Origin of the sequence: Micromonospora sp. NBC_00362 (assembly GCF_026342155.1) — a bacterium.
Taxonomy (GTDB): domain Bacteria; phylum Actinomycetota; class Actinomycetes; order Mycobacteriales; family Micromonosporaceae; genus Micromonospora; species Micromonospora hortensis.
Genome location: NZ_JAPENH010000001.1, coordinates 1,532,664 through 1,553,536 on the forward strand (window position 1 = coordinate 1,532,664; position 20,873 = coordinate 1,553,536).

Sequence of the window (20,873 nt, forward strand, 5' to 3'; positions counted from 1 at the left end):
GCCGGCTCCCGTCGAAGGGAGCCGGCCGGCCTCGTGTGCGGTTGTCACCAGAGCTGCTGGACGATGTCCGCCGCCTGCTCCTCCCACTGCGCGTACGCGTACGGGAAGGCGGAGACCTGCACGGTCTGCGCGGCGGCGGTCAGCGGCAGGTCCTGCCAGCCGCCGACGTTCTTGAGTGCGGTGAAGAACGCCGTGGCGGCGTACTCCGGGTCGGTGATCTGGTCGGGCGTGCCCCAACCGGACGACGGACGCTGCTGGAACAGGCCCTGCGAGTCGTGGTCGTTGTACGCGCCGAGGTGCCCGAGGTTGTACAGCTTCGACTCCTGCAGCGAGGTGGCGATGCCGATCACCGCGCCCCGGTCACCGACGCCGGTCTTCTTGGCGGCGTCGACGATGGCCCGGGCGTTGGCCAACTGGGCGTCGTCGAGCGGTACGCGCGACTGCGCGCCCTCGATGCCGTGCGGGATCAGCTGGGCTCGGCTCGGCTTGCCGGCCGGCGGCTTGCCGGTGGCGGAGCCGGTGGTCAGGCCCGACTCGACGGGCTGGTCGTCCTGGCGGGCCGAGGTGGCGGCCTTTCCGGTGGCGCGGTCGATGGCGGCGACGGCGCCCTGGTGCGGTCCGGAGGTGACCGGTGCGGCGACCGCGGTCGGCGCGAGAGCCAGACCGCCGAGGGCTGCCACACCCGCCACGCTCAGCGCGGTCTTGCGGTACGAATCCTTAGCGATGGCGGGGAGCCATCGAGTGAAGTCGACCTTCACGATGGTTGCCCTTTCGATCGTGCGGAGTGCTCCGGGGTGAACACTCCTCGGGAGATGACCGCGGAAATGGGTTTGGGCTCCGGCGGTACGGGGGACACAACCGGGTTCACGTGTCGGGCATTCCGGAAATGCCCGAGGGTTGGCCTGGTGCGGTCCCGGTCACGGAGCGGATTCGGGCAGGTGGGGCTTGCGAGACATCAAGCCGGACACCCGTGACGGATGGTGTTTGCGGAACCGGGGGCAAGCGTCGGAACGCCAACCTTTGCTCTGCTTACCTATATGCACCGGCTACGTTTCGTGACCGCCGGTGAGAGACCTCCGTGGCTGGCGCAAAGGGCCCAGTCGCAGCTCGGGGGCCGTGGTGCATATAGGTAAGCAGAGCAAAGGGCCAAACAGGGTGATGGGGAGGCAGGCGGCTGGCGGTTCGTCGCTACCCTGAGTAGGCGCCTAGGCCAGCACGGTGGGTGAAGGTTGCCAGTCCGGCTCGCCCTGGCGGCCGAGAGCGTGGCGAGGCAGGCGGCGTTGGAGGATCTCGACGACCGCGCACCCGACCGCCAGCCGATGGCGCCGGGGTGAAAGTGACCCCCGGAAGCTGCCCGACTCAGCTGTCGCCGTCACCGTGGGACGACGCACCCCGCGTTCCGACACCCTCGTCCGGCGTGAGCAGTTCCTGGAAGATGGTGATCTGGAGGTCGGCGGGGGCAGCGAGGCGGGAGTTGAGCGACTGCCACGGCGTACGCGTCGGCGGCGCGATCTCGCTCGCCCCAGCGGCCACCAGTCGGGCGGTCGTCGCCTCCGTGTCGTCCACCTCGAAGGCCACCCGGATCCGCGGCGCGACCTGCCGACCCACCTCGACCTCGTCGACCAGGCGTTTCTGTGCGGAGTTCGCGATTTCCAGAGTGGCGCGGCCGGCGTCCAGGATCACCACCCGCGCATCCCCCTCGCCGCTGAACGCCGCCTCCTCCGGCAGGCCCAACGCGTCGCGGAAGAACTCGACGGCGGCCTCGTGGTCGGCGGCCTCCACCACGAGGCGCAGCTGACGGACGGCGGGGGCGGGCGAGTCGGCGGCCATGAGCGGGATCCTAGTGCGGTGTCCACAAACGCCCACCGGGTCTCCGGTGGGCGTTGTGGATCCTCGCCTTGAAGGGCGAGCGACTCCCCACCGGGTGTGGGGCGGGCCGCCGCGGGCGTCAGTGGCCGCGGTCCAGCCACTCCTGCAGGTGCGGCGCCTCCGCGCCGATCGACGTGTCGTCGCCGTGGCCGGTGTGCACGATCGTGTCCGCGGGAAGGGTCAGCAAGCAGGTACGGATCGACCGGACGATGGTGTCGAAGTCGCTGTACGAGCGGCCCGTCGCGCCGGGCCCACCGGCGAAGAGCGTGTCGCCGGTGAACACGGCGCCCAGCTCCGGCGCGTGGAAGCTGCACGCCCCGGGGCTGTGCCCGGGGGTGTGCAGCACCCGCAGCGTGGTGCCGCCCACCTCGATGCTCTGCCCGTCGTGCAGCTCACCGTTGGGTGGCAGGTGCGGGTGGACCATGTCCCAAAGGACCCGGTCGGCGGCGTGCAGCAGCACCGGCGCGCCGGTGGCCTCGGCCAGCTCGGGCGCCACCCGGACGTGATCGTCGTGGGCGTGGGTGGCCAGGATCGCCCGGACCTGCCGGTCGCCCACCAGGGCGAGGATCGCCGCCACGTCGTGGGGCGCGTCCAGGACGACGCACTCGCGGTCGTCACCGATCACCCAGACGTTGTTGTCCACGTCGAAGGTCTGCCCGTCCAGGGAGAACGTGCCAGAGGTGACCGCGTGGTCGACGCGGGCGGTCACGGGAACACCACCACCGAGCGGAGCACGTCGCCGTGGTGCATCCGGTCGAAGGCGTTCTCGACCTGGTCGAGCGCGATCTCCTCGGTGACGAACGCGTCAAGGTCGAGCCGGCCCTGCAGGTACAGCTCGGTGAGCATCGGGAAGTCCCGGCTGGGCAGGCAGTCGCCGTACCAACTGGACTTGAGGGCGCCGCCACGTCCGAAGACGTCCAGCAGCGGCAGCTCGATCTGCATCTGCGGGGTCGGTACGCCGACCAACACCACAGTGCCGGCCAGGTCGCGGGCGTAGAAGGCCTGCTTCCAGGTCTCCGGTCGGCCCACCGCGTCGATCACCACGTCGGCGCCGAAGCCACCGGTGGCGGCACGGATCGCCTCGACCGGGTCGGTCTCGGACGCGTTCACCGTGTGCGTGGCGCCGAATGTGCGGGCCCAGTCGAGCTTGCGGCTGTCGGTGTCCACAGCGACGATCGTGGTGGCGCCGGCGAGGACCGCGCCGGCGACCGCCGCGTCCCCGACGCCGCCGCAGCCGATCACCGCGACCGAGTCGCCCCGGGTGACGTTTCCGGTGTTCATCGCCGCACCCAGCCCGGCCATCACCCCGCAGCCCAGCAGACCCACGGCGGCGGGTCGGGCCGCCGGGTCGACCTTTGTGCACTGCCCGGCGTGCACCAGGGTCTTCTCGGCGAACGCCCCGATGCCCAGCGCCGGGGCCAGTTCGGTGCCATCGGTGAGGGTCATCCGCTGGGTGGCGTTGTGGGTGTTGAAGCAGTACCAGGGCCGCCCCCGACGGCAGGCGCGGCACACCCCGCAGACCGCCCGCCAGTTGAGCACCACGAAATCGCCCGGGGCGACGTCGGTGACGCCCTCGCCGACCTGCTCCACGATGCCCGCCGCCTCGTGACCGAGCAGGAAGGGGTAGTCGTCGTTGATGCCACCCTCGCGGTAGTGCAGGTCGGTGTGGCAGACCCCGCACGACTGAATCCGGACGATCGCCTCACCGGGCCCGGGATCGGGCACCACGATGGTGGTGACCTCGACCGGCGCGCCCTTGCTGCGGGAGATGACTCCCCGGACTTCCTGGCTCACTTCGCCTCCTGCTGGTGGTCTGCGGCGGGGCCGGGCGCCGGGGTGGGCGGGTATGCCACGGGCTCGGCGGTGGGCCCCCGGCGAACCTACCGCGACCACCACGGCCAGCCCAGCCGGCCCGGCGGGTTATCGCGGGCGGTGCGGGGTACGCGGGCCGCATTCGACCACGGCCAACGGGAGTGACAATGAAACTCGCGCACCTGCCGCTACGGGTCAGCATCGGCGCGTACTTCCTCAACTCGGGTCTGGGCAAGCGCACTCTGGAGGGCACCGCCGCGGAGGGCTTGCACGGCATGGCGGTCGCCGCCATGCCCCAGCTCGGTCAACTGGAGCCGGCGCGATTCGCCAAGCTGCTGTCGTACTCGGAGATCGCCCTGGGGGCCGCGCTGATCGCGCCGTTCGTCCCGGCGCCCCTGGTCGGGCTCGGCCTGACCGCGTTCGGCGCGGGCCTGGTGCAGCTGTACCTGAAGACGCCGGGGATGCGCGAACCCGGCAGCATCCGCCCGACCCAGCAGGGCGCGGGGCTGGCCAAGGACGTCTGGCTGGTCGGCGCGGGGCTGACCCTGATGCTGGAGGGGCTGACCCACGGCCGTCGGCGCCGCTGACCCGGCGGGCGGTCTGAGGGAGCTGCGGTGACCCGACCTCGGCCGGTACGGCCGTTCTACCGGCCGATGCGCCCACATCGTCGCGACGAGCCGCACCGCACCGCCACGCCGCTGGAACTCTTCTTCGACCTGTGCTTCGTGGTGGCCGTGGCGCAGGCCGCCGGCAACCTGCACCACGACGTCTCCGAGGGACACCTCGGCCACGCCCTGAGCAGGTACCTGATGGTGTTCTTCGCGATCTGGTGGTCGTGGATGAACTTCACCTGGTTCGCCTCGGCCTACGACACCGACGACGACCTCTACCGAATCACCACGCTGGTGCAGATCGCCGGGGCGTTGATCATTGCTGCCGGGGTGACCAGTGCGTTCACCGACGGCGATTTCACCGTGATCACCTACGGGTACGTGGTGATGCGGCTGGCCGCCGTCGTGCACTGGAGCCGAGCGGCGATCGGCGACCCGGCGCACCGGGCGGCGGCGACCCGCTACGCGATCGGCGTGACGGTGGTGCAACTCGGCTGGCTGTTGCGGTTGCTGCTGCCCGGCGAGTGGGGCATCGCGTCGTTCGTGCTGCTCGCTCTGGCCGACCTGCTGGTGCCGGCGGTGGCCGAACGGCCCGGGATGACCCCGTGGCACCCGGCGCACATCACCGAACGGTACGGGCTGTTCACCCTGATCGTGCTCGGTGAGGCGGTGGGGGCCGTCTCGTTGGCGATCCAGGACGGGCTCGACGCCGGGGAACACGACCTCTGGTCGCTCGCGGCGGCCGGCGCGGTCATCGTGTTCGCGCTCTGGTGGCTGTACTTCGACCGGCCGAACGAGGCTCCCGACCGGCAGCCGTACTCCCTGATCTGGGGTTATGGCCACTACCTGATCTTCGCGGCAATCGCCGCGGTCGGCGCCGGCCTGAGCGTGTCGGTCGACTACGAGCGACACCTCGCGCACATCTCGGAGAGGACCGTCGGGTACGCGGTGGGCGTCCCGATCGCCGTCTTCCTGCTCACGGTCTGGTTGCTGCACGTACGCCGACAGCAGCACGGCGCGGTGGTCGTCGCCTTCCCGGTCGTCGCGCTGCTGGCACTGCTCGCGCCGCTCGGCCCGGCACCGGCGTACGTACTCGCGGCACTGCTGGTCGCTCTGGTAGCGCTGACAGTGGTGTTGCGCCGCGGCGACGTCGGCACGAGCGCGGCGGTGGTCGACCCGGCCTGACTGCGGTCACACCCGGTGGCGGAAGCGGCGCCGATGATCAGCACGTCGACGTGGTCGGAGGCCATCGCGTTCCTCCATCCGGGGCGGTGATCGGACCCTAACACCGCACCCGAACGGCGGAAAGTCGTCGCGGGAGCCCTAGGACGCTCGGGTGAACGTCATGATCCAGTTGGTCTCCCAGGTCTGCTCGCCGTCGACCGAGAACGCCTGCTCCCAGCGGGCGGTGGTCGCGCTGATGCCGGACCAGATGAACCGGCACCGGACCGGCCGCCCCTCGTGTTGGTCGTCGGCGTAGAAGTGGCCCACCCCGTCTACGAAGCGACCCACCATCGGTGGCAGTCCCAGGATCCCGTCGACGCTGCTCATCCAGTAGATCGACCACTCCTCGCGAGCCGGGTCGAAGATCCGGACAGTGGCACCAGCGGAGCCCTTGGTCGGGAACGTGATCTCGTCGAAGTGACCGCCACCGGCGAAGAAGCCGTGCGCCACCGACACCCCGGGGAACTCCTCCCACTCGTCCGAGCCGACCAGCCGCTTGCGCAGCCGCCGGTTGACGACGTTCCAGGTGCCCATGAAGAAATCGAAGTCGCCCATCAGCGGCCCACCGGCCCTTCCGCTCGCGTGTCACGCAGATAATCGGTCACATTCGGACTCTCCGGCAGCAGCATGTGCCGGACCCAGGCGGCCCGCTCGTGTTCCAGAACCGCCAACTCCCAGACACAGCCCACTGCCGGGCGGCGTAGGTGGACGAAGTGTGCCGGGTCGTCGTCGGGGCAGTCCAGCGCCGGCTGCCCGGCCGCGGCGACACGGACCTCCACCGCGTTGTCCCACACCCAGGTGTACGCCAGCAGATAGGCGCCGGTGTCCGCGCCCCGGTGCAGCACCACCCACCCGGCGGCCGGGGTGCCGTCGTCGACGACGTCGGCCAGCAGGTCGGGCAGCAGGTCGTACGCGGCCTTCTCCACCTCGGGTTCGATAGGTCGCTCCGGCTGGTCTATGTGGTAGCGCTTGAGTTGCCGGCCGCCGATCAGCACCGGTCCGGGCGTTCGTAGTTCCTTGTCGCGAAATGCCATGCCGGGACGGTAGGACGGGTCCCCTGACAACTAGTGTCAGTGAAGTGCGGGCTTCTCGACTTCTCTCCGTCCTGCTGCTGCTCCAGTCGCACGGGCGGTTGACCGCCGCGCAGCTCGCCGAGCGGTTGGCCGTCTCCGCCCGCACCATCTACCGGGACGTCGAGTCGCTGCACGCCGCCGGCATCCCGCTCTACGGCGAGGCCGGACACGCCGGCGGCTACCAACTGGTCGACGGCTGGCGGACCCGGCTGACCGGGCTGACCGCCGAGGAGGCCGACCGGCTGTTCCTCGCCGGGCTGCCCGGCCCCGCCGACGAGTTGGGCTACGGCGACGTGGTGGCGGCGCTGCAACTCAAGCTGCACGCCGCGCTCCCCGCGCCGCTGCGCGACCGGGCGACCCGACTGCAACAACGCTTCCACCTGGACACTCCCGGGTGGTACGCCGATGGCGACGCCTCCCCTGAGCTGGCCCGCACGGCCGAGGCGGTCTGGCGGCAGCACCGCGTCGAGGTGCGCTACCGCGGCTGGAACGGCGAGGTGACCCGGGTCCTGGAGCCGTACGGCCTGGTGCTCAAGGGCGGCCGTTGGTACGTGGTGGCCGACCAGCCCGGCCGGGGCGCCCCGGCGACCTACCGAGTCAACCAGATCCTCGCGTTGACCCCACTGGCGCAGGAGTTCGACCGACCGGCCGACTTCGACCTGCCGTCCTGGTGGCGGGCGCACGTGGTGCAGTTCCGGGCCCGGCTGCACCGCGACGAGGCCCACGTCCGGCTGTCCCCCGCCGGGCGGGAGCGGTTACGCGAGGTCGGCAGCGATCCGGTGGTGACAGCGATGGACACCAGCGCCGGACCACCGGACGCGCGGGGTTGGGTGACAGCGGTACTGCCGATCGAGTCGCTCACCCACGCCCACGGTGAGCTGCTGCGCCTCGGTGCCGACGTCGAGGTGCTGGCCCCGGTGGCGCTGCGCGAACGGCTTGCCGCCACGGCGGCCGGGCTCGCGGCGCTCTACTCCCCCGCCTGAACAGCTCCGATCGTCTCCACAGTGGAAGCGTCGTGGGCGTCGATTGTCGTCACGGTGTGCCACCCTGGGACGGTCATCAATGGTCACCGGAGGTGAGGGCCACGTTACGGCTACGCGCACTGGTCGCCGTCCCCGGCACCGGGCCGGTGACCCTCGACGTTCCCGCCGGCACGCTCGCCGCCCTGGTGGCGCCGCCCCGGTTCGGCACGGCGGTCGCCCGGGTGCTGGCCGGGCTGGCCCCGCCGGTGACCGGTCGCGTCCTCGTCGGCGACCGGGACGTCACCGGCCTGCCGCCGCCCCGCCGGCAGATCGGCTACGTGCCCGCCGGTGGCGCGCTGCTGCCGCAGCTCACCGTGCGGCGCAACATCGAGTACGGCCAGCGCAAACGCGAACGGGTGCACGAGGTGGCCAACGACTGGACGGCCACCGTCGTCGACCGGCTCGAGTTGGGGCTCTCCCTCGCCCTGCTGCCGCACCAGATCTCCGCCGCGCAGCGGTTCCGGGTGGCGCTCGCCCGAGCGGCGGCCTGCCTGCCCGAGGTGCTGGTGGTCGACCTGCCGGCCGGTTCCGCGGGTGACAGCCGCCTCGGTGACCTGATGCCCCGACTGTCACCACCGGACGCCCCGGGGGTGGCGGTGCTGGTCTGCACCGCCGACCCGGCCACCCTGGCCGAGATACCGGTGCGGCACGAGCTGGTCACCGAGCCGAGCGAGGCGGCCCGATGAGGCCGTCCACCGGCGTGAGTCGTCGTACGCTGCTGCGCGCCACCGCCGCGGGCGCCACCGCGCTGACCGCCGGCTGTTCCGACGGAACCCGGTCCGTGCAGGTCGCTGTGGTCTGGAGCACCAGCGAGCTGGACCGGTTCCGCGAGGTCGTCGCCGCCTACCCCGCCCCGGTGCAGGTGATCAGCGCCGGCAACGACATCGACGCGTTCCTGCGCGCCCGACACCTGGCCGGCACCAGCCCGGACGTGGCGATCCTGCCGCGCCCCGGCCTGGTCACCGAGTACGCCCAGCGCGGCTGGCTGAGCCCGCTACGCGCGTCCACCGAGTACGCCGTACCCGCCGGGTTGGGCGAGCTACTGACGGCCGAGGGTCAGCGCTACGGCGTCTGGGTCAAGGCGGCGCACAAGTCGCTGGTCTGGCACCTGCCCTCGATGCTGCCCGCGCAGCCGGCCAACTGGGACGCGCTGGTCCGGCGGACCCGGGAGCTCGGTGCGCTCGCCCGGCGCGACGGCGGGCCGGCGCCCCTGGCCATCGGCGCCGCGGACGGCTGGGTGCTCACCGACTGGTTCGAGAACGTGCTGGCCGACATGGCACCCGAGAGTTACAACGCCCTGGCCCGGCCGGACGCCGACTGGCAGGGCAGACCGGTGCGCGAGGCGCTGGACCGGCTCGCCGGGCTGTGGAGCATCAACGGGGCGTTCGTCGGCGGTGGCCGTCGTGCCCTGCTCACCCAGTACGAGGAGTCGGTGATCCAGGTGGTGCACACGAAGCGGGCGGTGATGCTCGTCGGCGCCGACTTCACCGCCGATGTCGCCGACCCGTTCCAGCGCGGCCCGGAGGCACCTGTCACGTTCCGGTTCCCGGGCGCCCAGCCGGGCGGCGGCCCGCTGATCGTCGGCGGGGACGCGGCGGTGGCGTTCGCCGACGCCCGGGGTGGGGTCGAGCTGGTCGAGTGGCTCACCCGGGCCGACTCGTTCCAGCCGTGGCTGCGCGCCGGCGGTTACCTCTCACCCAACACCACCGTCGCGATCGACAGCTACCGGGACCGCGTCGGCCAGGGTCTCGCCGAGGAGATGCGGGCGCCCGGCACCCTGCGTTTCGACCTCTCCGACCAGCTGCCCGGCGCGTTCACCGGCTCGGACGGGGTCGGCATCTGGCGAATCATGCAGGGCTTCTTCGCCGACGTCACCGACGGGGTCCGCGCCAGCGAGGCGATCCGCCGGGCCACCGGCCTGCTCGCCGCGGCGGCCCGCACCGCGGGGGGCGGCCGATGAGCCAGGTGCGGGTCCTCGGCGAGCTGGCGGTCCTCGACGACGTCGGTCCAGCCCGGCGGGGTCGGGCCTATCCGGCGGCGGGGGCCACGTCGGCCCTGCTGCTGCCGGCCGCGGTGCTGCTCGGCGGGCTGGTGCTGTGGCCGGTGCTGCGGACCATGCACGCCAGCGTCACCACCGACGGTCGCTGGGTCGGCGCCGCGCACTTCCGGACCGCGCTCGCCGCCCCGGGCACCGGCGCGGTGGTCGGCCGGACGGTCCTCTGGGCCCTGCTGGTGCCGGCGGTGGTGACGGCGCTGGGCTATCTGCTCGCCGCCGCGTCCCGCCGCTCCCAGGAGGGCGGCCTGGTCCGGTTGATCCTCCTGGTGCCGGTGGCGTTGCCGCTGGTCGTCACCGGGGTCACCTTCCGGCTGATGTACGACCCGGACCCGAGTCGGGGACTGGCCACACTGGTCGCGACCCGACTGACCGGCCGCTCGGTGGAGGACGCCCCGCAGTTGCTCGGGCCGGGAATGGTCACCGTCGCGTTGATGTCGGCGTTCGTCTGGGCCTGGGTCGGGTTGGCGGTACTGGTCTTCCGCTCCGCGCTCGACGCGGTGCCGCCGAGCCTCGCCGACGCGGTCCGCGCCTACGGCGGCACGCGCCGCCACGTGCTGTGGGACGCCCAGTGGCGGCCACTGCTGCTGCGCACGACCGCAGTGGTCTTCGCGTTGGTGGCGGTCGGCACCAGCCGCACGTTCGACCTCATCCTGGTGATGACCCCCGGTTCGGTCCGCGACGAGGCCTCGGTGCTGGCGCTGCGGATCTGGCAGACGTCCGGGGGCACCACCACCGGCGACGGCGCCGCGCTCGGCGTGGTGTGGCTGGTGGCGGTGATCGGCGGGATCATGGTGGCCGCGCTCTTCGTCCGGCAGGCCTGGCCCCCACCGCGCGTCGAGGCCGCACCCGACCCCGCCCCGGTCGCCCCGCCCCGGCGGGTGTTCCGGCTGCTCGCGGCGGGCGCCGCGATCGCCTGGCTGGTGCCGCTGGCGGTGCTGGTCGCCACGTCGGCGCACGGCCGAGTGGACGCCGCCGCGCGCGGCTGGTGGTCGGCGCCGCCGAACGGCGAGTCCTACCGCGACCTGGTCACCGGCACCGAACTGTGGCGCACGCTCGGCTTCACCCTGCTGCTGGCCACCGCGGTGACCGCCACGGTGCTGGTGGTCGCGCTGCTGGCCGCGTACCCGTTGGCCTGGTTGACCGGGCCAGCCGCGCAGGCCACCGGGCTGCTGCTGCTAGCTGCCAGCGTCGTGCCGATCCAGGTCATCGCCGGGCCGGTCAACGAGGTGCTGGGCCTGGTGCTCTCCTCCGGCACGGCCCAGGGCCTGGCCCTGGTGCACATCGCGCTGGGCGTGCCGTTCGCGGTGCTGGTGCTGCGCAACGCGTTCGCCGACCTGCCGGTGGAGCAGGTCCGCGACGCCCGGTTGGGCGGGCGTCGGTGGTGGCACACCCTGCGCCGGTTGGCCCGGCACAACCTGTCGGCGGTGGTGGCGGTCTCCGTGCTGGAGTTCGTCCAGGTCTGGAACGACCTGGTGGTAGGGCGACTGTTCGGTGGACCCGGGTCGTCGCCGCTCGGGCCGTTCCTGGCCGAACAGACCCGCAGCTTCGTGAGCAACAGTGGGGCGTTGGCCGCCAGTTCGGTGCTCGCCTCGGTCCTGCCGGTGGTGCTGGTGGTCCTCTCGCGGCGGCACCTGGTCGCCGGGCTCGTCTCCGGAGGCGTGCGGTGACCGGGCCGGGTGGATCGCGTGGTGGCTCACGCTGGCCGGCGCTGATCGCGATCGGCGGCGTGGTCGGCAGCGTCCTCGCCAACGTGGCCAGCAACCTGGCCGGCAATGTCCTCTCCGAGCTGGCGGCCAGCGTGCTCGGGCCGGTGACCATCGTCCTGGCCTCCGGCGGCGTCGTCGGTTACGTGGTGTACGAGGTGCGCCGCCGCCGGGGTGGCCGGGAGGTCGACCCCGAGCCGACGGAGGTGCTCACCACCCCCGCCGCCGGGGCGCCCAACCTGCCCTACACGGCCGAGTTCACCGGCCGTGAGGAGCACGTCGACGCACTGGTCGGCCTGCTCACCCGGGAACACGCGGTGGCGGTTCTGGGTCGACGCGCGGTGGGCACCTCGGCGTGCGCGGTGCAGGCCGCGAACGAGTGTCGGGAGGATTTCCCCGACGGGCAGTACTACCTCGACCTGCGGCGGCGCGGCCGACCCCGCTCGGCCCGGCAGGTGCTCACCGCGCTGGCCCGGATTCTGGGCACCGCCCCGCCGACCTCCGGCCGGCCGGACGCGCTCGCCGCCGCCGCCGACGCGCTGCGGGGCCAGCTCGACGGTCGCAAGATCGTCCTGGTGCTGGACAACGTCGACCGTCCCGACCAGGTCCGGCCACTGTTGCCGCCCACCGCGCGCACCTGCCGCCTGTTGCTTGCCGGCGGTCCGGCGCTGGTCGGTCTGGAGGGTGTGGTCGCGCACTGGATCGCCGAACCGGGCACGTCCGAGGCGGTGGAGCTGTTCGCGACGGCGGGCGGGGCCGCACCCGCCGCCCGGGTCCGTCGCGCCGACCCGCGCACCGATCCGGCGGTACGCGAGATCGTCGACCTGTGCGGGCGGCAACCGCGTACCGTCCGCGCGCTCGGTTACCGCACCGCTCAGCACGGCTGGCGGCACTCCGACGTGCTGGACGCGCTGCGCCGCGCGGTGCAGACGCCACCGCACCAGCGGCTCGCCGTCTCACCGGCGGCCCGCCTGGTCACCGAACGGGACATCGCGTACCGGGTGTTGCCCCGCCAGGCCCGACGGTTGTACCGGCTGATGTCGCTGGTCCCCGCCCCGGTGGACCGGCCCACCATCGCCGCGCTGGCCGGACGGCACCCCGACCTGGTGACCGCGCTGCTCGACCGGTTGGCAGCGGCGGCGTTCGTGGTCGGCGCGCCCGGCGACCGGTACGAGATCCGCCCGCTGCTGGCCGGCAGCGCCCGACTGCACCTGCGCGACGCCGATCCGGTCCGGGCCCGGGTCGCCGCGCAGGCCCGGCTGACCCGGCACCTGGCCCGCCGGGCCGAACGGCACGCGGCCAACCTGGCGGTGCTCGGCTCCCCGGGGGACCGGGAGTGGTCGCTGCCGCTGGACGACGACCCGTACGGCTGGTTCGACCTGCACCAGGAGCTGCTGCTGGCGGTGGTGCGGGTGCCGGCCGGCGCGAAGGAGACACTGCCCCGACGGGTCCGTCGGTGGTGGTTCCGGCTGGCAGTGGCGCTGTGTGGGTGGCTGGCGTACGCCGACCGGCTCGACGAGTGGGAGCAGGTCTGCCGCACCGTGCTGGCCACCCCGACCGCCGACGACCGTCCGGAGATCGCCGGGTGGGCGCACAACGAGTTGGGGGTGCTGCGTCGACGCCGGCACGACCCGCAGGGGGCGGCGGCCGCGCTCACCCTCGCGGTCAACGAGCGGGGGCGGCGGGGCAACGCCCAGGCGCGGATGAACCTCGGCCTGGCCCTGCTCGACCTGGGGCAGCTCGACGACGCGGTGGAGCACCTGGAGATGTCCCGTCGACACCGCTCCGGCGCCGACCGGGCCGGGCACGCCCTCACCGAGTTGGGCCTGGGCGCGGCCCAGCTGGCCCGGGGCGAACCGGACACCGCGCACCACCACCTGGTGCGGGCGGCCAACACGTTCCGGTCGGTCGGCGACGCGCGCGGGTACGCGGCGGCGCTGACGAACCTGGTGCTGGTGCACGCGGCGCTCGGCGAGCACCTGGACGCCGCCCAGGCGTGGCGGGCCGCTTTGCGCGAGTACGAGTCGGTCAACGACCCGACCAGCCGGGCGACGGCGCTGCTCAACGCCGGGGCGACCCTGCTGAGCAGCACCCCGGGGCAGGCGCGGACGGCGTACGAGCTGCTGTCCGAGAGCCGCCGGCTGCGCGAGGAGACCCAGCCGACAGCCGGGCTGGCGCGCACCCTGCTCTACCTGGGTGACGCCTGCGCCGCGCTGGGCGACCAGGCCGACGCGCGGCGGCACTGGGCGGACGCGGCGGCGGTGGCCGAGGAGGTCGCCGACGCCCAGGGGTTGGCCGCCGCCGACGCCCGACTGGCCCGGGTGACGTAGGTCGCTCGGGTTGGTCGGTGGCGCGGCTCTGGGAGACTCTGTGATCGTGGACGCGCTCTCGGTACGGGGACTCAGTCGCAACTTCGGCAACCTGGTCGTGCTCGACGAGGTGAGCTTCACGCTCCCGGCGGGCCGGATCGCTGTGGTGCTGGGCCCGAATGGCAGCGGCAAGACGACTCTGCTGCGCTGTGTCGTCGGCGCTGACCGGCCGGACGCGGGTGAGGTGCTGGTGCAGGGCCGCCGGGCCGACGAGACCGATCCTCAGGTGCGGGCGCTGGTGGCGGCCGCCCTGGACGACATCGACTTCTTCCCCGACCTGTCGGTCGTCGAGCACCTGGAGTTGGTCGCGTACGCCCACGGGGGTGACGCCGAACCGGTCGAGGAGGTCCTCGCCGAGCTGGGTCTGGAGCCGGCCCGCGACCAACTGCCGGTGACACTGTCCAGCGGGCAGCGCCGCCGCCTGGCGTTGGCGTCCTGTTTCGTCCGGCCCCGCCGGGTGCTGATCCTGGACGAGCCCGAGCAGCGGCTGGACGTCCGCGGCCGACAGTGGCTCGCCGACCGACTCCTGCGGGAACGCGCGGCGGGCACTGCCGTGCTGTTGGCCTCGCACGACCCGGAGCTGATCGACGCGGTGGTCGACGAGCGCATCGAGATCGGCAAGTGACCGCCGCGCCGGCCACGATCGCCGACACGCCGGTCGGGGTGCCGACCGCCCGGCAGGTGCGGACGCACCTGCGCAAGGCCCGCAGCCGGCACCACGACCATTCCCTCGGTGACGTGCTCGGCGACGCGTACGTCATGGTCCTGTTCGTGGGGATGTACGGCTGGTTCGCGATCAGCGCAAGCCGCGACCTGCTGGACTCCCCCACCGTGGGGCAGGCCGAGCCGGGCGTGCGGTGGTGGCTGGCGGTCGCCGCGCTGCTGGCCGGCGCGGGGCTCGCCTGGCGTGGTCTGCGCGCACTCGGCCCGCTGCTGGTGACCCCGGCGACGCAGAGCTGGGCGACCAGCGCGCCCATCGACCGGCGGGCCTGGCTGGCGCCGCGTTTCGTCCTGTTGCTGCTGGGCGCGTCGGCCGGCACCGCGGCGCTCGGGGTGGCAGTGGCGGCGCTCGGTGGGGTCAGCGAACCGTCCGCCCTGGGCTGGGCGGCGGCGGCCGGCGCCGGGTGGGGCGCGGCCGCGCTGGCGCTCAGCGTCGTCGCGCAGAGCAGCCGGTCGGGGCGACGCTGGCCGACGGTGGTCGGGGCGGTGCCGATGGTGGCGGCGGCCGCGATCACCGCCCTGGTGGTGCTCGTCGGTCGCCTCGGCGACGGGCTGTCCCGGCCGACGACGACGCCGACCGTCGCGTTGTTCGCCGCCGCGGTGCCCCTCGCGGGCCTCGGCATGATCCTCGCGGTACGCGCACTGCCCCGGGTCGACCGGGCCACCCTGACCACCGGCGCGCAGTTCGCCAACGCCGCCGCCACGGCGACCATCCTGCTGGACCCGAGCTTGCTCGCCGGCCTGGTGGAGAGCCGCCGCTGGCGCCGGATCGGCCGGGTTCGCAGCCGCCGGTTCCGGCCCGGCCCCGGCTGGTGGGCGCTGCTCCAGGCCGACGTACGCCGGTTGCGCCGCCACCCGAGCGCCGTGCTGATCTGGGCGGCGCTGATCGGGGTTCAGTACGCTGCCGCGCTCGCCCTGCCCGGGTTGGCCGGGGCCGCGCAGGTGGTGTTCGCGTACCTTGCCGCCAACCGGCTGACCGGCGGTCTGCGGTCGGTCAGCCGCTCGCCCGGGCTACGTCGGGCGCTCGGTGGCAGCGACAACCTGCTGCGCGGGATCCACGTGGTGGTGCCGGCTGTCGGCGCGGGCGTGTGGTGGTTGCTGACCCTGCCGTCCGTCGACCCGGGGCCGGCCTGGCTGGCGCCGACACTGGCGCTGGGGGTGGTGGCCGCCGCGTTCCGGGCCGGCACCCGCCCGCCGATCGACTACGGCGGCGCGACGGTCAACACACCGTTCGGGATGATCCCGGTCGACCTGATGCGTCAGGGGTCACGGGGGCCGGCGCTGCTCGCCGTGCTGGTCCTCGTCCAACTGTTCCTGGGCTGATCCCCAGCATGCCGCTGCCGATGGTCAACGGTGGCCGAGCGCGGCGGCGACAGCGGCGACGCCGTCGGCGATCTCGGTGGGTGTCCGGGCCGCGTAGCCGAGCACGAGGCCCGGCCGGTAGGGACGCTGGCAGTGCCAGGACAGCGGTTGCACCTTCACCCCGCGCGCCAGCGTCGCGGCCGCCAGCTCGGTGTCGACCACGGCGTCGTCCAGCGTGATCATCAGGTGCAGGCCGGCGGCGGCGCCGTGCACCGTCGCCAGTGGCAACGCGCGGGCCAGCGCGGCAATCATGGCGTCCCGCCGGCGGATGTGGCGGCGACGCAGCAGCCGCAGATGCCGCTCGAAGGCGCCGGAGGTCATCAACTCCGCCAGCACCAGTTGCGGTAGCACGGCGTTGCCCAGGTCGGCGTTGCGCTTGGCGGCCACCACGGCCTCGCGCAGCCGCGCCGGCACGAGCAGCCAGCCCACCCGCAGGGCGGGTGCGAGCAGTTTGGAGACGCTGCCGGCGTAGCAGACCTGCTCGGGCAGCAGACCACGCAGCGCCGGCACCGGAGGACGGTCGTAGCGGTGCTCGGCGTCGTAGTCGTCCTCGATGATCAGACCGCCGGCCCGCGCCCAGGCGACGAGTTGGCGGCGGCGGTCCCCGTCGAGCACCACGCCGGTCGGGAACTGGTGGGCGGGGGTGAGCATCACGGCTGGTGCGCCACTGGCGGTCAACTCGTCGACCCGCAGCCCGGCGTCGTCGACGCTGATCGGTGGGGTGTCCATTCGCCAGTTGTTCAGGTGCTGGCGCACCCCGAGCGAGCCCGGGTCCTCGACGGCGATCCGGTCGACGCCGGCGGCGGTGAGCGCCTGGGCGAGCAGCCCGAGCGCCTGGGAGACGCCGGCCACGATGATCACCTCGGCGGGGTCGACGCTGATGCCGCGGTTGCGGGCCAGCCAGGCGGCGACGGCCTGTCGCAGCACGGGTGTGCCACAGGGGTCGCCGTAGCCAAGGTCGGCCGCGGCGAGGCGGCGCAGCACGCTCCGTTCGGCGCGCAGCCAGTCCGCGCGAGGAAAGGCGGCCAGATCGGGTACGCCGGGCGTCAGGTCGATGGTCGCGTGCGCCGCGCGTAGCGCCTCGAAGATGTCGGTGCCTGGTGCCGGAGGGAAGGTCGTGACCGGTGCCGGCGCGGCGGCCGCTGGGGGTGTGGGCGCGGCCGGCGCGGCGACGACGACAGTGCCGGCCCGGCCCCGACCGGCGATGTGCCCCTCCTCGGTCAGGCGCTGGTACGCCTCGGTGACCACGCCCCGGGAGACACCGAGGTCGGCGGCGAGCACCCGGGTCGGCGGCAGCCGGTCACCGACCGGCACCCGTCCTTCGGCGATGGCGTGCCGGAGCCGGTCGGTCAGCCAGGCGGCGCGCCCGCCTGGTGTCGCGTCGGTGATGGTCAGGTGCAGGAAGTCGGACCCGGCCGATATGGACCTCTCGGACGCAGTCGCTTTGGCTCTGCCCATCGGACCATTGTGGCAGCAGAGTGAACAGGAGCCAGACCTGCCAACTCCGTCGGAGGACGATCGTGACCATCCCGTTCCTGATCACCACGCTGATCGTGGTGGTCACCCCCGGCACCGGGGTGATCTTCACGCTCTCCGCCGGCCTGTCGCGGGGTGCGCGGGCCGGGGTGCTGGCCGCGTTCGCCTGCACGCTGGGGACGTTGCCGCATCTGCTGGCCGCGATGACCGGGTTGGCCGCGCTGATGCAGACCAGCGCGGTGGCGTTCGAGACCGTCCGCTACCTCGGTGTCGGCTACCTGCTCTACCTGGCCTGGTCCATGGCGCGGGACCGCGACGCGTTCGCGGTGGCCTCCGACGCCCCACCCCGCTCGGCGATCCGGGTGATCGTCTCCGGGGTGCTCGTCAACCTGCTCAACCCGAAGCCGACGATGTTCTTCGTCGCGTTCCTGCCGCAGTTCGTGGACACCACGGCACCGGGCTCGACCCGGGCGATGCTCGGCTGCGGTGCGGTGTTCATGCTGCTCACCTTCGTGGTGTTCAGCGGCTACGGCATCTTCGCGGCCCGGGTACGCGACCGGGTGCTGACCCGACCCCGGGTCACCGACTGGCTGCGCCGATCCGCCGCCGGCACGTTCGTCGCGCTCGGCGTGACCCTCGCCCTCACCGAACGATAGGACCACAGTGCGGTTCGAACACTCTCCGCGGCTTCGCGACGCGTACCCCGACCTGGTCGCCGGTGTGGTGCAGGTCGCCGGGATCACCGCTACCGCCGACGTGGCGGCACGCACTGCCGCTCATCTCGCCGAGGCCCGGCGGCGGTTGGCCGGTGGGGCCGAGAGCGGGTTCCCAGAGATCCAGGCGTGGCGGCGGGCGTACGCGGCGATGGGGCTGCGACCTACCAAGTACCGGTGCGCCGCCGAGGCGCTGCTGCGTCGGCTGCGGCTGGACGGCGAGCTGCCCCGGGTGCACCCGCTCGTCGACCTCTGCAACGCCATCTCGGCCGCGTACGCCATCCCGGTCGCGGCGCTCGACCTGGACCGGGTCGACGGGGACCTGGTGGTCCGGCCGGCACACGGCGACGAGGCGTACCTGAGTTTCGCGGGCGACACCGAGCATCCCGAGCCGGGCGAGGTGACCTTCGCCGACTCCGCCGGTCGGGCACACGCCCGACGGTGGACGAACCGGCAGAGCGGCTGGTCGGCAGTGCGGGCGGGCACCTCGTCGGTGCTGATCGTCGCCGAGGCGCTGCACCCGGGTGGCGGGCCGGCCGTGACCCGGCTGGTCGCCGACCTCGCGACGGAGCTGGCCGAGGGGTGGTCAGCCCCGACGGCCACCGCGGTGCTCACCACCGCCGCACCCCGTTTCCGCACCCCGGCGGCGGACGACGACACGGGTCAGGCGGTGTCGCCGGGCAGCAGGTGACGGTAGCCGGGGATCGTCTCGGCGAACCAACCCGCGACACTGGCCAGGCCGCGGTCGTTGAGTTGCGCGTCGTGGATCGGGTACGCCGCCGCCGCGCCCACGGCGCCGGCGAACCGGATCGCCTCGTCGAGGCGCAGCCAGGACCCCTGGGCCGGGACGAGCAGGGTGCGCACCGGCTCGTCCGGCACGTGCAGGGCGTCGCCCGGGTGGTAGAGCTCACCGCCGATCAGGTAGCCGAGGTTCGGGCAGTCGGGCTGCCCCCCGTGGATCGCGGCGTGCCGGCCACCGTGCGCGCTGACCGGAATGCCGGCCGCCGTGAACCGCTGCCCCGCACGGACCCGGGTCACCGGCAGCGGGGCGAGATCCGGCAGTCGGGCGCCCTCCGGCGCGTACACGGGCACACCGAGACCGGCGAGCCGCAACACGTCAATGTGGTCGGTATGCTCATGGGTGACCAGGACGGCGTCCGCACCGACCAGGGCTCGCGGCTCGCTCCACGTCCCCGGGTCGACGACCAGCACCCCGCCGTCGTGCTCGACGCGGACACAGGCGTGCGTGAACCGGGTGATCCGCATCAGGCGACCGTACGCCGCCGGCGGACGAGCGTGGCCCCCGTGGCGGTTGGACCGGCCCCGCCGGGGTAGTGCGGCAGCATGCCTCAGCGATACGCGAACTACCCGAGGATCGCCGTCGTCACCGGCGCGGACTCCGGCATCGGCAAGGCCTGCGCGGTGGCGCTGGCCAGTGCCGGCTTCGAGATCGGCATCACCTGGTACGGCGACCCCGACGGCGCGGAGCGGACGGCCACCGAGGTCCGCGCGACAGGGCGGCGTTGCGAGGTCGCCGAGGTGGACCTGACCCGGCTGCCGGACGCGGCGGCGGTGGTGGACGAGTTGGCCGACCGGCTGGGCGGCATCGGGGTGCTTGTCAACAACGCCGGCACCGGGGCCTCGACGCCGTTCGTGGACACCGGGTGGGAGCAGTGGCGCGAGGTGCTCGCCGTCGACCTGGACGCGCCCTTCCTGTGCGCCCAGCGGGCCGCGCGACGGATGCGGGCCACCGGCGCCGGCGGGCGGATCATCAACATCACCAGCGTCCACGAGCACGCGCCCCGGGTCGGCTCCGCCGCGTACTGCGCCGCGAAGGGCGGGCTCGGGCTGCTGACCCGCGTGATGGCCCAGGAGTTGGCCGCCGACGGAATCACCGTCAACGCCGTCGCACCGGGCGAGATCGCCACGCCGATGACCGGTCAGGAGGATGTCGACCCGTTCACCCAGGAACGGCCCGGCGTGCCGCTGGGGCGGCCCGGCGACGCCCGCGAGGTGGCCGCCGTTGTCGCGTTGCTCGCCTCCCCCGCCGCCAGCTACGTCACCGGCGCCTCGTGGCCGGTCGACGGAGGCATGCTGCTGATGGGTCCCCAGGCCACGGCGTTGACGAACGACGACTGGCGAACGGTCTGAGCGGCGCCGGCGGGCGCCGTCAGCGCATCGGTGCGGCCGACGCCCGGACGATGTACGCGAACTGCACACCGAACGCCACCACCGCGACCAACACCCCGACCACTACCGTCAACGCGCCCCCGGCCCCGACGGTCGTGGCCACCAGGGCGATGCCGAGCCCGCTCAGCACCGCGTTGACCGCACCCACGAGTGCGGCAGTGGTCAACAGGAACTCCCACCGCCCCGGTCGCGTGCCGACCAGGTTCCAGGCCGTGCTCATGGCGTCGTCGGCCACCACCGCGTCGGCGAAGAAGTCGTGCTCGCCGGCGAGATTGTGTTGGTAGTAGGCCCGGATGCGTTGGATCCGCCGCAGGTCCAACGAGTTCTCCACGGTGGTTTCCACCAGCCGCAGAAACGTCAGCACCCCGAGGATGACCAGCGTCGGCAGCACCGCGGCCAGGTACGGCCGCACCAGCTTGTCGTTGCTGGCGACGAAGCCGAGGCCGATCAGTGCCGCCGAAAGGACGGACAGGAAGATGGTGGCGCGGCCGGTGGCCTCGGCGATGGTGCCGGCGCGGGACGTCTGCAACGCGTAGTGCTCGGTGGTCAGCACGGTGAGAAGCGCCTGCTCGCGTTCGCTCTCGTCCACCCCGCCACCCTCCGTGGTCGCACGACTCCGTTACCGTCACCCTATGAGCGGTGGAGCGGGTCCGAGCGGTGAACCAGCCGCTCG

General features: G+C 73.2%; 21 protein-coding genes. 12 read left to right on the forward strand and 9 right to left on the reverse strand.

Going from position 1 to position 20,873, the window contains the following annotated elements; all coding sequences use genetic code 11:
* Window positions 1–44: 44 nt before the first annotated feature.
* The 4 genes from OG992_RS07020 to OG992_RS07035 all read right to left on the reverse strand — a co-directional run bounded on the left by OG992_RS07020 (window position 45) and on the right by OG992_RS07035 (window position 3,663).
* Complete coding sequence (locus OG992_RS07020) at window positions 45–758, reverse strand: hypothetical protein (RefSeq protein ID WP_238682766.1); 714 nt, start codon at window positions 756–758, stop codon at window positions 45–47.
* A 601-nt stretch (window positions 759–1,359) separates the two neighbouring features.
* Window positions 1,360–1,830, reverse strand: coding sequence for a VOC family protein (locus tag OG992_RS07025; RefSeq protein WP_266302727.1), 471 nt, complete (start codon window positions 1,828–1,830; stop codon window positions 1,360–1,362).
* Window positions 1,831–1,948: 118 nt separating this feature from the next.
* On the reverse strand, window positions 1,949–2,578 hold the full coding sequence (locus OG992_RS07030; RefSeq protein ID WP_266302728.1) for an MBL fold metallo-hydrolase: 630 nt from the start codon (window positions 2,576–2,578) through the stop codon (window positions 1,949–1,951).
* A complete protein-coding gene (locus OG992_RS07035) occupies window positions 2,575–3,663 on the reverse strand; it encodes an S-(hydroxymethyl)mycothiol dehydrogenase (RefSeq protein ID WP_238682763.1) in 1,089 nt (362 codons plus the stop codon). Before OG992_RS07035 ends, OG992_RS07030 begins: the two co-directional genes overlap by 4 nt.
* 185 nt (window positions 3,664–3,848) lie before the next feature.
* Here OG992_RS07035 and OG992_RS07040 point away from each other — a divergent pair, with 185 nt between their 5' ends.
* Window positions 3,849–4,268: a hypothetical protein gene (locus OG992_RS07040; RefSeq protein ID WP_238682762.1), complete on the forward strand. Its 420-nt coding sequence runs from the start codon at window positions 3,849–3,851 to the stop codon at window positions 4,266–4,268.
* Window positions 4,269–4,295: 27 nt separating this feature from the next.
* Window positions 4,296–5,477: a low temperature requirement protein A gene (locus tag OG992_RS07045; protein WP_238682761.1), complete on the forward strand. Its 1,182-nt coding sequence runs from the start codon at window positions 4,296–4,298 to the stop codon at window positions 5,475–5,477.
* Between the two features lie 138 nt (window positions 5,478–5,615).
* Here OG992_RS07045 and OG992_RS07050 read toward each other — a convergent pair whose 3' ends face one another.
* Together OG992_RS07050 and OG992_RS07055 are read right to left on the reverse strand one after the other, a co-directional pair.
* On the reverse strand, window positions 5,616–6,071 hold the full coding sequence (locus tag OG992_RS07050; RefSeq protein WP_266302729.1) for a hypothetical protein: 456 nt from the start codon (window positions 6,069–6,071) through the stop codon (window positions 5,616–5,618).
* Window positions 6,071–6,550, reverse strand: coding sequence for a hypothetical protein (locus tag OG992_RS07055; protein ID WP_238682759.1), 480 nt, complete (start codon window positions 6,548–6,550; stop codon window positions 6,071–6,073). The genes OG992_RS07050 and OG992_RS07055 overlap by 1 nt, the downstream gene beginning before the upstream one ends.
* Window positions 6,551–6,594: 44 nt before the next feature.
* Here OG992_RS07055 and OG992_RS07060 point away from each other — a divergent pair, with 44 nt between their 5' ends.
* The 7 genes from OG992_RS07060 to OG992_RS07090 all read left to right on the forward strand — a co-directional run bounded on the left by OG992_RS07060 (window position 6,595) and on the right by OG992_RS07090 (window position 15,782).
* Window positions 6,595–7,572 carry a YafY family protein gene (locus OG992_RS07060; protein ID WP_238682758.1) on the forward strand — a complete coding sequence of 326 codons (978 nt, stop codon included), beginning with the start codon at window positions 6,595–6,597 and terminating at the stop codon, window positions 7,570–7,572.
* 92 nt (window positions 7,573–7,664) lie between these two features.
* Complete coding sequence (locus tag OG992_RS07065) at window positions 7,665–8,297, forward strand: ATP-binding cassette domain-containing protein (protein ID WP_266302730.1); 633 nt, start codon at window positions 7,665–7,667, stop codon at window positions 8,295–8,297.
* Window positions 8,294–9,571, forward strand: coding sequence for an extracellular solute-binding protein (locus OG992_RS07070; RefSeq protein WP_266302731.1), 1,278 nt, complete (start codon window positions 8,294–8,296; stop codon window positions 9,569–9,571). Before OG992_RS07065 ends, OG992_RS07070 begins: the two co-directional genes overlap by 4 nt.
* Window positions 9,568–11,334, forward strand: a complete 1,767-nt coding sequence (locus OG992_RS07075; protein ID WP_266302732.1) for an ABC transporter permease subunit — start codon at window positions 9,568–9,570, stop codon at window positions 11,332–11,334. The genes OG992_RS07070 and OG992_RS07075 overlap by 4 nt, the downstream gene beginning before the upstream one ends.
* A complete protein-coding gene (locus OG992_RS07080; RefSeq protein ID WP_266302733.1) occupies window positions 11,331–13,700 on the forward strand; it encodes a tetratricopeptide repeat protein in 2,370 nt (789 codons plus the stop codon). The genes OG992_RS07075 and OG992_RS07080 overlap by 4 nt, the downstream gene beginning before the upstream one ends.
* Before the next feature lie 40 nt (window positions 13,701–13,740).
* A complete protein-coding gene (locus OG992_RS07085; RefSeq protein WP_112602474.1) occupies window positions 13,741–14,364 on the forward strand; it encodes an ABC transporter ATP-binding protein in 624 nt (207 codons plus the stop codon).
* The gene (locus OG992_RS07090; protein ID WP_238682753.1) at window positions 14,361–15,782 is read left to right on the forward strand and encodes a DUF6297 family protein; all 1,422 of its coding nucleotides are present in this window, start codon (window positions 14,361–14,363) and stop codon (window positions 15,780–15,782) included. Before OG992_RS07085 ends, OG992_RS07090 begins: the two co-directional genes overlap by 4 nt.
* A 24-nt stretch (window positions 15,783–15,806) precedes the next feature.
* Here OG992_RS07090 and OG992_RS07095 read toward each other — a convergent pair whose 3' ends face one another.
* On the reverse strand, window positions 15,807–17,279 hold the full coding sequence (locus tag OG992_RS07095) for a PLP-dependent aminotransferase family protein (RefSeq protein ID WP_266302734.1): 1,473 nt from the start codon (window positions 17,277–17,279) through the stop codon (window positions 15,807–15,809).
* 62 nt (window positions 17,280–17,341) lie between these two features.
* On the opposite strand from OG992_RS07095, the gene OG992_RS07100 reads away from it, so the two are divergent.
* On the forward strand, window positions 17,342–17,953 hold the full coding sequence (locus OG992_RS07100; RefSeq protein ID WP_238682751.1) for a LysE family translocator: 612 nt from the start codon (window positions 17,342–17,344) through the stop codon (window positions 17,951–17,953).
* A gap of 7 nt (window positions 17,954–17,960) precedes the next feature.
* On the forward strand, window positions 17,961–18,701 hold the full coding sequence (locus OG992_RS07105) for a B3/4 domain-containing protein (RefSeq protein ID WP_266302735.1): 741 nt from the start codon (window positions 17,961–17,963) through the stop codon (window positions 18,699–18,701).
* Here the strand turns inward: OG992_RS07105 and OG992_RS07110 are convergent.
* Window positions 18,674–19,276, reverse strand: coding sequence for an MBL fold metallo-hydrolase (locus tag OG992_RS07110; RefSeq protein ID WP_238682749.1), 603 nt, complete (start codon window positions 19,274–19,276; stop codon window positions 18,674–18,676). The genes OG992_RS07105 and OG992_RS07110 overlap by 28 nt on opposite strands.
* A 78-nt stretch (window positions 19,277–19,354) precedes the next feature.
* Between OG992_RS07110 and OG992_RS07115 the strand changes: the two genes are divergently transcribed.
* Window positions 19,355–20,161, forward strand: coding sequence for an SDR family oxidoreductase (locus OG992_RS07115; RefSeq protein ID WP_266302736.1), 807 nt, complete (start codon window positions 19,355–19,357; stop codon window positions 20,159–20,161).
* Between the two features lie 19 nt (window positions 20,162–20,180).
* On the opposite strand, the gene OG992_RS07120 is transcribed toward OG992_RS07115, so the two are convergent.
* Window positions 20,181–20,789: a hypothetical protein gene (locus OG992_RS07120; RefSeq protein ID WP_266302737.1), complete on the reverse strand. Its 609-nt coding sequence runs from the start codon at window positions 20,787–20,789 to the stop codon at window positions 20,181–20,183.
* Between the last annotated feature and the right edge of the window lie 84 nt (window positions 20,790–20,873).

Coding starts and splice junctions, on each gene's coding strand:
- OG992_RS07050 (WP_266302729.1), bottom strand. CDS start 6,071: ATGGGCGACTTCGATTTCTTCATGGGCACCTGGAACGTCGTCAACCGG.
- OG992_RS07095 (WP_266302734.1), bottom strand. CDS start 17,279: ATGGGCAGAGCCAAAGCGACTGCGTCCGAGAGGTCCATATCGGCCGGG.
- OG992_RS07110 (WP_238682749.1), bottom strand. CDS start 19,276: ATGCGGATCACCCGGTTCACGCACGCCTGTGTCCGCGTCGAGCACGAC.
- OG992_RS07040 (WP_238682762.1), top strand. CDS start 3,849: ATGAAACTCGCGCACCTGCCGCTACGGGTCAGCATCGGCGCGTACTTC.
- OG992_RS07075 (WP_266302732.1), top strand. CDS start 9,568: ATGAGCCAGGTGCGGGTCCTCGGCGAGCTGGCGGTCCTCGACGACGTC.
- OG992_RS07055 (WP_238682759.1), bottom strand. CDS start 6,550: ATGGCATTTCGCGACAAGGAACTACGAACGCCCGGACCGGTGCTGATC.
- OG992_RS07115 (WP_266302736.1), top strand. CDS start 19,355: ATGCCTCAGCGATACGCGAACTACCCGAGGATCGCCGTCGTCACCGGC.
- OG992_RS07025 (WP_266302727.1), bottom strand. CDS start 1,830: ATGGCCGCCGACTCGCCCGCCCCCGCCGTCCGTCAGCTGCGCCTCGTG.
- OG992_RS07070 (WP_266302731.1), top strand. CDS start 8,294: ATGAGGCCGTCCACCGGCGTGAGTCGTCGTACGCTGCTGCGCGCCACC.